The following is a 12,424-nucleotide window of genomic DNA, read 5'->3' on the forward strand; positions in this document are numbered from 1 at the left end:
TGATCACTCCTGGATGTCGGTGTCGGAAAGGAGCGTGGTCAGGGCCCCTCGGGCGTGGTGGTCCAGAGTGTGGGTGACGGCCAGCGGCAGGCCGGCGACGCCGGGGACCATGTCCGCGGGGATACCGCACAGGTAGCGCAGCACGGTGACGTCCATCTGGTCCGGGGGCAGGGAGGCGATCGTGTCGAAGAACCGGGCCAGGACGCCGATGCGGGCCAGGCGCTCGGCGAGGTCTCCGATGCCGGCCTGGCAAGCCGTGGAGAATGCGGCCGCGCGCAGGTCGGGGCGGCCGCCGGGCCGCTGCGCGGCCCGGGCCAGGACCCGCGAGCGCAACAGCAGCCAGGCGTGGCGGGGAGTGTCGGGGCTCGCGGTGGCTTCGTCCCAGGTCAGCCAGAGGATGTCGAAGGTCTCCGCGACCACCTGCTGAGCACGCCGGTCGGACTGCAGGAAGGCACGCGCGTAGGCGGTGTAGGGCTGCCACATGACCTGGGTGAACGCCAGATGGGCGACCGGCTGCTGCTCCGGGCCGGGTGCCTGGACGTCCCGGATCCGGTTCTTGATCCAGGCGGTGTCCTTCTCCGCCTCCACGGCGGCCGCCTTCCACAGCCGGCACACCGGGCTGACGGGGATGTCGAGTGCCCGGACCACGCTGTAGGTGATCTCCCAGCCCGGGTAGTAGCCCTTGCCCCGCAGGAGCTCCGACAGGCGGGTCTTGGAGTAGCCGGAGCGGCTCACGAGGTCATCGAGAGTCAGGCCGCTCGCGGTCAGCCGGGTGCGGACCGGCTCCAGCCAGGTCCGGTGCGCCGTGCCGGCGCTCTCGCAGATCGGCTCCGGCGGACGGCCGCGGCGACTGGGAGGATCCCCTCCGGGCTGCTCGGGTACCTGAGGCGGCTTCACCGTGACGGCTCCTCACTCCCGGCCCCTGCGGCCGGGGTCGGGCCGGAACGGCTGTCCGTACCGCCGAGCGCGGCGACGATCTGCTGGATGAGGAGACCCAGCGAGGGCAGTAACGCGGCCACAGCTGCGAGTTGCCCGAGCACAGTCATCACCGTGCTCCATGCGAGAACCGCCGCCAGTACGGCCACGGTCATCACCTGCTTGCCTGTCATTGCACCTTCCCTGGGCGGAAAGAAGGGTCTGGGAGGGCCCCTCCGGGACGGTGCTGAATCGCCCCGGAGGAGTTGCACGACAGCATGGTGCGCCGGGCGCACGCCACTCAACGTGATCTGGGGGTTACGGAACAAATAGCCCGCTCCATCCACCCGGGACGGCCGGCCCGTTACTCCATCACGGCCACGAGTACGGGCAAATCATGGCTGAATGAACGCTTTTGGTGGCGAAACCGTACTTGTCGTTGCGGCACCGACGGGATGACGCACCATGGAAGCGGACGCCTCCCCCGGCGTCGCACCTTCCGGTCTGGAAGGCCGCGCGGCCCCCTTGTGCTGAAGAACGACCAAAGGGGACCGCCCCGCTTCCGTCCAGCCGCCCACGCGCTGGGCGGAAGCGGAACCCGGCACCGATCCCGCGGCTCAACACCCCGTCACATCTGATGCGCCGGTATACGAAGCGGGCTCTCCCGCGGCCGTCGCAGCAAGTGGCAGTGACGGGGCTTCCGTCCCCCGAGCGCGGCGGGATCACCGGCTGAGGATGCGCAGGACGGGGACGCCGGTACCGGCGCCGGTCAGTCCGGCAGCGACGACCCCGGCCACAGCGACACCGGCGAGAGCAATGACAATGCCCATCACGACGCCGATGACGAATGCGCCGAGCAGGACGACGACAGCGTGGAAGGCCGCTTGGTTCCAGGAACCGCCATCCAGCCACCCGGCACGACGTGGGCCGCGTCCTCGCGACCGGCGATGCATACAGCCGCCCCGCTCACCACAAGCAGGGCACCAAACCCAGACGCGTCGCAAGTCAGTCGGCGGACTCAATCGAATATCACGGGGCCGATAGTCCGCGACGGTGTCCGCCTTCTTACAGCAGTTGCCCGCGCTGATCGGCGTGGTGATCGGAGCCCTCGGCTCGTACCTGGCAGTAACGCGAGGCGATCGCGCGGTGAATTCGCATGATCGTCGCTACTGGTCCACTTTTCAGCCGTCGCCGACACCCGTGAAGGTGGCCAGGTCTCCCTTGGTCTGGCCACCTTCGGATGAAATCTCGGGCACGTGGCCACGTGTTCCGCTGTCCGCCGTACGTTCACGAGCGTCCGTACGTCGCGATGCCGGGGGTGGGCATGACGGATCCTGCGATTGCAACGGCCCCGCCGGACAAGGCCTATCCGTTTGAGGTGGATCCCCCTCCCGTGCTACCTGAGAGTGGGGCTTCTGGCGCCCAGCCGGTGAGGCTGGAGGGCGTCTGGACGAGGCCGGGCGGGATCAAGGAGCTTTACCCATCTCCCTGACACCTACGGGATTCACTAGGCAAGCTGAGTTCATGGATCAAGGTGTAGCGGCCGTAATTGCTGCCGGAGCGGGCTTGGTAGGCGCCATGGGTGGAGCGGCAGTGGCAGGGATCGCAGCGGTCCGTGGGGCGCGCGTGGGAGCGGAGAAGACGGCGCGGGCCATGCAGAGCCAGGTCGATACCCAGGCCTGGCACGCTCGCGAGGACTGGCTCTTGCAGCAGCGGGTGGACGCCTCCCTGCAATTCCTTTCGGCCTACGACCTCTACATCCCCGCTGCCCGGTCGTTCCAGGCCGCCCTGTCCAGTCCGGACAGCGGTAGCCGAGAAGCACTGCACGACGCCGTCCGCACCGCCGGCCACGGTCTCACCGTGGCCTACTTCCGCCTGCGCGTCTTTGGCCCGGAGGATATCCAGACGTCGGCGGGAGACCTTCGGGCCGCTGTGAGCGCCCTCTCGGAGAGCCTCGTGGAATGGGAGCTGTCCGTCGCCGCCCAGGAAGAGGAGGCGTGGCGAAGAGAGGAGACAGTGACGCAGCGAATCGTGGATGCTGCCAACGCCCACGACGCCTTCGCATCTCGTATCAGCGAGATCGTCGGCACCCTGGAGGTTTCTCGCAGGCCCGCGACGCGCTCACAATGACCAGGTGTCACGACGTGTATGAGGTTCACGCGCTCGGCCATCCCCTGGTCGGTGCCGCGCTTCCACTCGAAGCCATACGGCACCGACCCGCAAGGCGGAGTCGGCGTGCATGGCCGCTTCCCCGCCGATGAACTGCAACGTCTCCACGCCGAGCACGGCGGCCTCATCGATGACGTGCCGCCAGTCCCCGGCTGTCATGGTGCCGTGCCCCTTGGCCGGGCCGGCCAGCGCGGAGCAGTGCGACGTGCAGATGAGCCGGCGACGGGCCGGTGATCTCCAGCTCAAGGAACGTCACGGGACGGGTATCGCGGGTGTCTCGGGAGCGATCGCCGTGATTCGGTTCCCTCCGGGCCGGTGGGTGGTGCCACGGTGCCCGGCCGTCCTCCCCAAAGGGACAGCGGCCGGACCGGTCACGGGTCCGGCGAGCACTCAGCCGCCTGACCCCGATACGCCCCGCCGGGACAGAGAAGGGACGTCCGCACGCAACGGCGCAGGCCCGCGCCGTTGCGCGGGTCCGCGGGTCTGGGGGGTGCCATGGCCACCAGCGAGGAACATGCGGCGGGTCCAGTCCGCGCCCAGCAGGGCCAGGTCGACACACAGACAGCGGGCACTCGGCCCGGCCGCTTCCCCGGGTGCGGCCGTGAAGCCCAGCAGGGGCACGGCGGTGACGGGGTCAATGGAGTCCGCCGAGTGGAGCCGGCAGAACAGAACGACGACGTGGACACTGGCCAGGCCCTCCGCCAGGACAGCGGCCACCACCACCCGGTCACCGCCGTACGCCTCGACCGCCTCGGTGACCATGTCCCGGGTGCGCGTGATCAGGCCCTCGGCGGCCTCCACAGGCACCGCCCAACCGGCCAGCATCACACCGACGTTGCACGCTGCAGCGTTCGGTGTGTCCGGGTCGGCCGTGGCGTAATGGCGCGAAAAACTGCGCTGTTCGCGGTGCGACGGGCAGGCCAGCGTGCCGTCGTCGGCCACGCGCCGGGGATGCAGGGTCATCGCTTCGCCGCCCACCCGGCATCGATGACGTCGACGCCGCCATACAGGCACGGCCCCCCGGCCAGGACGGCGTGGCCCCCGTTCGATTCCGGGCCCGCCACCGCCAGGTTGGGGAACTGCACACCCTGAGCGGGTTCTAGGTCGTGTGCCGGGATGACGCTCAGGGTGGCCCGGCTGTCCGTGATCATCGCCGTGACAGTGACGAACGGACCCGGCCGGAGCTGCAACACGTCCTGGGCGTAGCCGGCGGCAAGCTCCCCGAGCAAGTCGGCCACAAGCCAGCAGACGCCCCAACCTTCGTAGGTTCCCGCCACGCACGCGGAGACCCGCTCGTACATGTCCGAGGTGGCGGCCCGGGTCCAGCACAGGACCTCGGCAACACCCGGGACCGGGACCGGGGTGACGACAGCGAGCGTCACCGTGGCATCGTCAAGAGTGGCTGCGGGGTACATCCGTGTCTTCCTCCCCTGCGGGCTCGTGGGAAGAGTGGGTGACGTCGCCGGCCACGCCCGGGGGCATCTCACGCCAGTCGGTGTGCAGACAGGCCATGACGGCCGTGCCCGGTCCGGAGGGACGGATCTCATACCGGCTGGCGAGTGCCTCGACGAGAAACAGGCCGCGGCCGTGCTCGTCCTCGTCGTCCGCGCACCCGGCCTCGAAGTGCGCGCGAGGGCCCCGGTCGGCGACGACCACCCACACTGCGTGTTCGGTGAGCGCCACGGCGACGGTGACCGTGTCACCGTCGCCGTGAGTGACCGCGTTGGTGACCAGCTCGGACACGATCAGTTCCAGGCTGTCGACCACCTGGCGGGGGACGCGCCACCCGTGGCACGTGCGCGTGATCAGGTCTCGCGCCTCGCGAGGAGTGCGCTCGGACCGACCCGACAACGACCACACCCTGCGTAAATACGGGAGCGTCCGAGGTGGTGTGCAGAGCGGTCGGCCCAAACCGTGCGGCGGCACCCGTTGCAGCTCGCACCACTCGACGGGCACGGTCTCGGTCCGGGCGCCGGGGGTGGAGTTAGCGGTCACGGATTCTTCCCCTCCCTGGGATGGCCTGGCGTTGGGTGACCCCCGTCCCATCTCGTGAAGTCGGCGGCCGTAAGGACGACGAGGGGCTGCAGGGCCCACTGGCGCCGCTCCCAGTTGCGCTCGCCCACCCACCGGACCGGGCGCTTCATTGGGACTCCGAGATGATCAGATCGACGAACGAGAAATAGCCGCCGATCCAGGCCAGTTCGTACTCGTACAGGGCAGCGTCCGGTCTGATCACGTCGTGGGAGACAGCAAACGACGCCGTCCGTGGCGCCCCGGCGCAGCAACAGTCGTGCAGCCAGCCCCCCGTTGCGGTGCTGCGGAGCGGGAGGGCGGCTCGGGTCGTGAGCCTCGTCGTGGATCTCGTGCCTGACATCCCAGGTGCCTTCGGCGTACGCGCGCAGTCGAGCATGGTCCGGCCCGGGGGCACCGTGGGGTTTGGTCAGCATGTAGGTGATCACGCGGAGCGTACGACTGCGGCCGGGTCCTTCTGCGGCGGTCTTCAAGAGGTTCTTGCGTAACCGCTCCAGCCCCAGCCTGGGATCGGGCTGCGCATGGCGCCGGTCTGAATACAGCCACCGTTGCGTCGCGTTGTCCTGGTCCATCCGGTCCGTGGTGCCCCGGGCGCTCTTCGCGCCGAGCAGTATGCGGGTCATGCGGGCACCTCCCCCGGAGCCATGCGGGCCCGGACGGTCTTGCTGCGGCCGTCCTCGGCCAGGCTCCAGGTCACATCCGCCCCGAACAGACACACGTCCCATAGGCCGCGCCCTCTTTCCCCCTTGAGGGCGGCCTCGCTATCGGGGAATTCCGGCGACGGGTCCCGGATGCCAATGCGTAACTCGCCATCTTCTGTCACGGCCAGGAGCACATCCATCTGCGCGCCGGCCGCGCCAGTGGGCAGTGCGTGAACGATCGCGTTCTTCGCGAGCCGGTCCAGGACCCCGACCGCCGCCACGATGTCCCCGGTCCACCCAAGAACGGTCAGGTAGGTCAGCGCGTCCGTCCTCACCTGCCGCGCGCTGGTCGGATGCAGCGGGTACGAGCGGGACCATTGACGGTCGACGGGCGCACCGACATCGGTGAACACGGTGGTGGCGGCCGCCACGTCGTACGTCCGCTCCTTTTCCCACCGTCGGGCCTGCGGGTAAGCGGCGAACGCCGGCACGCCAAGCAGCCACGCGCGCAAGGCGGTGCGGTCCCCCGGGTACCAGGCGATCTCCTGCTCGGCGGGGGCCACGATGCCTGTTGCCCCGCCGCCGGCCAGGGCGTGCTCGACGGTGCGCCAGGCAGTTCGGTGACGGCGTGGCGAGTCGAGCGGTGCCAGGTCGTACAGCTCGTGGACAACCGTCCAGCCTCGGCGCTCAGCGAAGTCGCTGAGCGCCGAGAGTGCCTTGGCCGCGACGGCCGAGTCGAAGGTGCACGTGTAGAGCACCACGTGTGCGTGATCTGGAACGCTGCCCACGCCTGTCGGCTGCGCGCCACCTCTGTGCGTCCGGGATGAGTGGTGATCTAAGCATTGGTCCGGACAGGCTGGCGAGCGCACCTCGGTCGGCGCGGACTTTTCGGGCACGGACAGCCCCCATGAGCAGCGCGAAGACAATCACTCACGACAGGGGCCGATTCACCCTCGGTGAGCGCTTGCCGACAACCGTCCCGCACCACGCTCAATATCGCAACCATGTCAGGTGACATCTTTTCATTTTCCCGAACTGGCGTTTCTGATACAGGAACAGACACACTGTGAGGGAGCGAGAACACCTGGGGGTTGCATGAGCTACAAGGGAGTACCCACTGTCCGCAAGCGGCTCCTCGGCGGGCAGTTGAGGCGGATCCGCGAGGCACGCGGCGTCAGCGTCGACGACGTCGCCAACCGACTCGGCATGAGCGTGCCGGCAGTTCGACGCCAGGAATCGGGCCACACGGCGACCAGCGTCGCGGACGTGATGGCCTACGCCAAGATCTACGAACTCGACGACCTCGAGCTGCAGAAGCGGCTCACCGAACTGGCCAAGCACGGTCGCGTACGCGGCTGGTGGACCGCGTACGGCTCTACCGTCGGCCCAACCGCAGTCGATGTAGCCGACGCCGAAGACCTGGCGACCGAGATCCGTACCTTCCAGCCGCTGGTGATCCCTGGCATCTTCCAGACCCGCGACTACAGCTCCACCGTGATCGATGTCGGCATCGGTCTACGCCCGGAAGAGAACAGCCCCTCCGTGGAGGACCTGCTCACGCTGCGCGAGCGCCGTAAGCGCATCCTCGAAGGCGACAACCCGCCGCAGGTCTACGCCATCATCGGCGAGGCCGCCGTGCTCACCAAGGTCGGTGGGCCCAAGGTCATGCACGAGCAGCTCAACCACCTGGTAACCCTCGGCGAGCGCCGCAACATCCACATCCAGATGCTGCCGTTCTCCGCCGGTGCTCACGTGGGCATGAGCGGCGCCTTCGTTGTCCTCAGCTTCGGAGACACCCTCGACGGCAGCATCACATACCTCGAAAAGGGCGGGCTGGACTCCTTCAACGACGATCCCGTCGAAGTTCGCGTCAGCGCCACCCGGTTCACTCACCTCCAGGCCCAGGCACTCTCGGTCACAGATACGCGGACATACTTGCAGCAGGCCATCTCTGCAGACTGAGTTGGCTCCCGCTGCTCGAAAGGCAATTCATGACCCGCGAACTCGACCAGGGCGCCTACAACTGGCACAAGTCCAGCTACAGCGCCGAGCAAAACGAGTGCGTAGAGGCTGGCCAGCTGCCGGCCAGTTCTACCGCTGCCGTCGCCCTGCGCGACACCAAGGCCAAGGGAACCGGCTCCGTACTCGCCTTCACCTCTGAGGCATGGCAGGCCTTCCTCGGACTCATGAAGTAGCACCGCCGGTCCGCCGACTGCAGACCACACCAGCCCATACAGAAAAGCGGCCTCCTGGCGATCGAACCGCCAGGAGGCCACACACAGGTTCCTGCGGCCGCAAGCGTAACGGGCACCACCCTCGGCAGAGCTTCACTCGGATCGATCGTGTCCCTTGTCGTGGTGTAGCCGATCAGCTGGTGGGCTTGTTCGTGGTGTTGGGGAGTGCGGGGGCGCTTTCAGGGCGACGGGGAGTACCAGGCCCTCACCGGACACAACGTGCAGAAGGGGCCGCCTGCGGGCGGCCCCTTCTGCACGTACCAGATCCACCGGCCCGGGCTGCCGGACGCCGCATCGCCGGCCCGGGCCCCTGGCGATTCGAACACCAGGGACCGACACCTGTTCCGTTCCCCGGACAGCGCCGACACCGGCATGCGGCTTGCCCATGTTCCGCGAGCCGGGGACACAGGCGGGTCAGCCTTTGTCACGACGGCCGCCGCCCGCCCCAGACAGGTCTGCGCTCCTGCCGAGTCGAACCCCGACAAGCCCAAGGCCCCCTCGCGGAAGGGCCGTTGAGAGGATCACGACGACCCAACCGCCACAGAACAGACCGCACAGAAGACCGCCGTGTACGAGAACAACGCAGGGGACGGCAAGGCCCCCGGCGTACGGCGGGGCAGAGTGCCAGCCGGGCCGCCGGGCAACGGAGGGAATCCGCAGAGCGTCCGGGCAAGAGGGAGTAGCTGAGCTGGTCTTTGTGCCATGCCGGACGCCCGAGCCCGGCATGATGGGCCTCCCGCAGCAGGAAAGGAGGAGCCATGAACTACCGAAACCACACCCTGAAATACGCCGCCGACCGGGGCTGGGACCACGTCACGGCGGCCATGAGCTTGGGGGTGACCAAGGTGACGGTCGATGAGTTCCGCAAGGGCACCAAGATTGTCGTCGCCACGTTCATGGACTTCGAGGCTCTCACACCGGAATGGGCCGACTACTGGACTTTGGGCTACTACGACTTCGGCGACGGCCGCTGCGGCCGGATCGAGGCCGTGCAGTCGGGCCCCGGCCAGCCCAAGCTGAGCCTGGAGAAAGCACTCGACGAATCGTCGTAGGAATCGCCGGCCGCACAGCCCGAGCGCATCAGGTCCGACGGAGGCTCCACCGATCCCGAAGCGCTTCAGCGCCCCCTTTCACTCCCCGGAGTGACACCAGACACCCCAGCACCGGACACCGGAATCCCTCAGCAGCCCGATTCCGTAATCGCGGGCGGCTACAGCAGCCCTATGACGTGGGCGAACCATCGTCCCGGGGTGTCGCTGTCCAGGAGCCACGGCAGTGCCAGCCCGGCCGGGACGGCCAGCACACTGGCGGTGAGACTGGCGGCGGTGAAACGTCTCTGCAGCAAGGGCTTCTCCGGCCGGGCACACAGCACGCTCACCCGGGCGGCGACGAGCAGGGTGGCGGCGCACGCGGTCAGGAGCACTGTGCCGTAGCCGGCCAGCTTCACCGGGCCGGGGCCGGGGGACGTCTGGAGACCGGCGGTGTAGGCGGTGGTCAGGGCGACGACGACCACGGGGGCGAAGCCGGCCATGATCCGCTCTCCCGTCCGGACCTTCACCGCGCCCGATGCTCGGAAGATGTGGTGCAGGCCGCGAGTGAAGGGCGTGAGGTCGGCCAGGTCGTCGACGGGGCTGCTGCCCCAGGCGGCGGAGTCGCTGTTGACGATCCGGTCGTAGGCCTGCCGGAAGGCGGCGATCTCGTCGTCGGTGGCGTCCATGAGCCGTACCAGGGCCTCAAGATGGGGCCAGGTGTCGGGCAGGTCCTCCCCGTCGATCCAGCGGCTGACCGCCACCCGGAACACGTCGTCTTTCATGTCGGCGGGCAGCGCGACGGTCAGCTGCCGGATCGACTGCACTCCGGCCCGGCGCAGCAGTTGGGTCAGTTTCAGGGCCAAGGCGTCCGGAGTGCTGACCGTGCTCAGGCCGAGCATCAGTTCTCCCGACGGGGCACGCAGGCCGCCCGGGGCGGAAGCGGGGTGTGCGCCCGCTGTGATCTCCTTCACCGCGTGCGTGCCGTCTGTGCCGGTCAGGGGTTTTCCGGGATTGTCCAGCGAGTCCTTTGGCCCATCTCCTGCCGGGTCGGCGGCGTCGACGGCCTGCCCCCACACGATGCGGGTGGCCGCTGAATCGTCGTCGGCGTACGGCGTCTGGGCGCCGAGCTGCTCGCCGAGGTCATCCAGCTCATCATCCTGGGCATCCAGCTGCTCCTGGGCGACCTCGAGGAGTTCCCGGATGCGGTCCAGGGGCGGCAGCTGCAGGTCCTCGGCCACCGAGCCTTCCACTACCGGTTGCGGGACAGTATCCGTTGCGGTGTCGCGGTCGACGCGCAGCAGCTCGACCCGTTCGCGGGCCACTTGCTTCTCCGCCTCGAGCCTCAGCCGGCGGGCCTGCTCCTCCGCACGACGGGCGTGCTTGAGTTTCTCGTCGGCCTGGTTGCGGTACTCCAGCGACATCCGCAGCTCGCGCTGCAGTTCCGCGCGGGTGTCTTCCCTGGCCTGATCGCGTTCGCTCTCCAGGATCGTGATGCGCTGCTCCAGAACCGAGACCATCGCCTCCAGCTCCTCGCGGCGCCGTTCGGAGGCAGCAAACCTCTGCATCGCCTCGATCTGACGCAGCCGGGCGTCGTCCAGCCGCAGCAGCGCGAGCGCCACCGGGTCGAGCCGCCGCTGCGTGGCAAGCACCGCCGACAGAGCGGCGCCGGGATGCACCACCACCTCCTGCTGCTGCTGAAGAGCCTTCGCGGCCTGCTCCGCGGCCGCCAGCAGGCCCAGCCCGTGCTCCAACTGGCGCGTGCGCATCGCGGGTTCCCGCAGGAAGCGGGCGGCCACCTGGGCAACCAGATCCACGGGCGGAAGCCGGCTGCCGTCACGAAACCCGCTCCAGGAGGACTTGCCGTAAGGGAAGGCCTCCTCCAGGGCGCGCACCGTGACACCTGCCGTGATCCTGCGTAACCAGCGGGCGAACTCATTGGCCTGCTCCGTCCGCCCCTTCAACGCCCCCAGCGGCCGCCCCATCCGCTCCCCCGTCTCACGCTTGTCCAGGAACAAACCCGGGTTGTCCTCGATATACGAGCATCCACCTGCAGCAACAGCGTTCGACTCCAGCGGACAACGAAACCATGAATGACCGTGGGTCTCCACCACACCAGCCGATCACCGGAGACTCTCATGCCCGATCCCAACTCCCCCCAGCCGCGCCGCCGTTCATGGCCCTACGCCGTCACCGCCGCCATCACGCTGACCCTCCAGCAGGGATGGAACCCCCAGCAGGTCATCACGCTCACGACCTGCCTCCTCGTCCTCATCGCCCTGATCACCTCCACCGGACACAACGATCAATAGCCATCCAGCCCTTTCCGCAACCCAACCCGCCCCCGGCACGGGCCGGCCACACCAGCCATACCGGCCACCCGAACGCCTCGGACGAAACGGACCCACGGGCGGTGCGGTGGCCTGCCGGGTCGCTCCGGTCGCATCGCTGCCACCTCTGCAGCCGGGCCGCCGCCGGCAGGCCCAGCTCCGCCCGGCGCAGTGACCGAAGCAGCGTCCCTCGGCACCCACGGATAAAGCCGGGTTGCCAGGGGCACGCCCGGGGGCGTGCCCCTTTGAGAGGCCGGCCGGTTGACCGGACGGGTCTGTCCGGCTGGTGCTCACCGACGCGGTGCGGGATCGGATCGAACCGTTGATGCCGGCTGATCCGATCCGTGGCAACGGCTGCCCGGCCCGAGCCGGCCGGTGCCCTACCGGCGGCGCCACCCCGGCGAGCGCCCCGCCCAACTGACGCCCGGCGCCTGCCCACTCAGCAGACAGGCCTTCTCAGCCAGCCCGGCGCAACACCGTGCGGCGGGCGGGCCGGTGGGGCAGGCGGAGCAGGTCCTGCAGGGACGTTCCGTGCTCGGCCCAGCTGCGCAGCCGTTCACGGTCGACCCAGTACACGTGGTGGCGCTCGCCCCACATTCTGGCGTCGCGGGTGACGGAGCCGTTGGTGACCACGACCGCGATCTGCGCGCCGTGGACCGGGCCGGCTGTTCCTTTGACCTGGTACATCACGGCCGAGCCGACTTTTCCGGCAACCCTGGTGTGTTTGGCCTGCAGGACGATCCTGCCCCGCTTGCGGTCCTGTCCGATGACGTCGGCGGCCTGGTCGCCCCGCCGGCCCACCCGCCGGGCCGTCCAGCCGTCCCGGATGAGCAGGTCGCGCAACGCGCACTCGAAGGCCTGGTCGTCCATCGCGTCGAGTTCGGCGAGGGTCAGCCGCAGGCGGGCCCGTGCCTGCACGCGCATCCGCCGGCCGCGCACGGTACGGAGAATCCGCCATGCCCCGATGACAGCAGCGACGGCGGCACCGACGGCAAGCCACGGCCAGACCCGGAGGGTCGCATGCCAGGCCGCTGCGGCCAGTCGGGCCAGCAGCCACGCCGCGGTGCAGGCGACGA

General features: G+C 69.0%; 13 protein-coding genes. 5 read left to right on the forward strand and 8 right to left on the reverse strand.

Annotated features, from left to right (window positions below):
- Positions 1-3: 3 nt before the first annotated feature.
- Entirely contained in the window at positions 4-897 is an 894-nt protein-coding gene (locus R6V09_RS06690) for an XRE family transcriptional regulator (RefSeq protein WP_317880403.1), read from the reverse strand.
- The gene (locus tag R6V09_RS06695; protein WP_317880404.1) at positions 894-1,109 is read right to left on the reverse strand and encodes a hypothetical protein; all 216 of its coding nucleotides are present in this window, start codon (positions 1,107-1,109) and stop codon (positions 894-896) included. The genes R6V09_RS06690 and R6V09_RS06695 overlap by 4 nt, the downstream gene beginning before the upstream one ends.
- A 1,399-nt stretch (positions 1,110-2,508) precedes the next feature.
- Here R6V09_RS06695 and R6V09_RS06700 point away from each other — a divergent pair.
- A complete protein-coding gene (locus R6V09_RS06700) occupies positions 2,509-3,045 on the forward strand; it encodes a hypothetical protein (RefSeq protein WP_317880405.1) in 537 nt (178 codons plus the stop codon).
- 429 nt (positions 3,046-3,474) lie between these two features.
- Here R6V09_RS06700 and R6V09_RS06705 read toward each other — a convergent pair whose 3' ends face one another.
- The 4 genes from R6V09_RS06705 to R6V09_RS06720 all read right to left on the reverse strand — a co-directional run bounded on the left by R6V09_RS06705 (position 3,475) and on the right by R6V09_RS06720 (position 6,517).
- A complete protein-coding gene (locus R6V09_RS06705) occupies positions 3,475-4,047 on the reverse strand; it encodes a hypothetical protein (protein ID WP_317880406.1) in 573 nt (190 codons plus the stop codon).
- A complete protein-coding gene (locus R6V09_RS06710) occupies positions 4,044-4,466 on the reverse strand; it encodes a hypothetical protein (protein ID WP_317880407.1) in 423 nt (140 codons plus the stop codon). The genes R6V09_RS06705 and R6V09_RS06710 overlap by 4 nt, the downstream gene beginning before the upstream one ends.
- A 10-nt stretch (positions 4,467-4,476) precedes the next feature.
- The gene (locus tag R6V09_RS06715; protein ID WP_317880408.1) at positions 4,477-5,130 is read right to left on the reverse strand and encodes an ATP-binding protein; all 654 of its coding nucleotides are present in this window, start codon (positions 5,128-5,130) and stop codon (positions 4,477-4,479) included.
- 604 nt (positions 5,131-5,734) lie between these two features.
- Entirely contained in the window at positions 5,735-6,517 is a 783-nt protein-coding gene (locus R6V09_RS06720) for an ATP-binding protein (protein ID WP_317880409.1), read from the reverse strand.
- A gap of 334 nt (positions 6,518-6,851) precedes the next feature.
- Between R6V09_RS06720 and R6V09_RS06725 the strand changes: the two genes are divergently transcribed.
- From R6V09_RS06725 to R6V09_RS06735, 3 genes are all read left to right on the forward strand, one after another.
- Positions 6,852-7,718 (forward strand): helix-turn-helix domain-containing protein, encoded by an 867-nt coding sequence (locus R6V09_RS06725; RefSeq protein ID WP_317880410.1) that lies wholly within the window; start codon positions 6,852-6,854, stop codon positions 7,716-7,718.
- A 29-nt stretch (positions 7,719-7,747) separates the two neighbouring features.
- Positions 7,748-7,951 carry a DUF397 domain-containing protein gene (locus R6V09_RS06730; protein WP_317880411.1) on the forward strand — a complete coding sequence of 68 codons (204 nt, stop codon included), beginning with the start codon at positions 7,748-7,750 and terminating at the stop codon, positions 7,949-7,951.
- A gap of 797 nt (positions 7,952-8,748) precedes the next feature.
- On the forward strand, positions 8,749-9,042 hold the full coding sequence (locus tag R6V09_RS06735) for a hypothetical protein (protein ID WP_317880412.1): 294 nt from the start codon (positions 8,749-8,751) through the stop codon (positions 9,040-9,042).
- 158 nt (positions 9,043-9,200) lie between these two features.
- Here the strand turns inward: R6V09_RS06735 and R6V09_RS06740 are convergent, their stop codons facing one another.
- Complete coding sequence (locus R6V09_RS06740; RefSeq protein ID WP_317880413.1) at positions 9,201-11,036, reverse strand: hypothetical protein; 1,836 nt, start codon at positions 11,034-11,036, stop codon at positions 9,201-9,203.
- A 120-nt stretch (positions 11,037-11,156) separates the two neighbouring features.
- Here R6V09_RS06740 and R6V09_RS06745 point away from each other — a divergent pair, with 120 nt between their 5' ends.
- Positions 11,157-11,330, forward strand: coding sequence for a hypothetical protein (locus R6V09_RS06745; RefSeq protein WP_317880414.1), 174 nt, complete (start codon positions 11,157-11,159; stop codon positions 11,328-11,330).
- Between the two features lie 474 nt (positions 11,331-11,804).
- Here the strand turns inward: R6V09_RS06745 and R6V09_RS06750 are convergent.
- Positions 11,805-12,424: restriction endonuclease (locus R6V09_RS06750; protein WP_317880415.1), on the reverse strand; the 620-nt coding region annotated here is incomplete at its 5' end.

This window comes from Streptomyces sp. W16, assembly GCF_033194735.1.
Classification (GTDB): domain Bacteria; phylum Actinomycetota; class Actinomycetes; order Streptomycetales; family Streptomycetaceae; genus Streptomyces.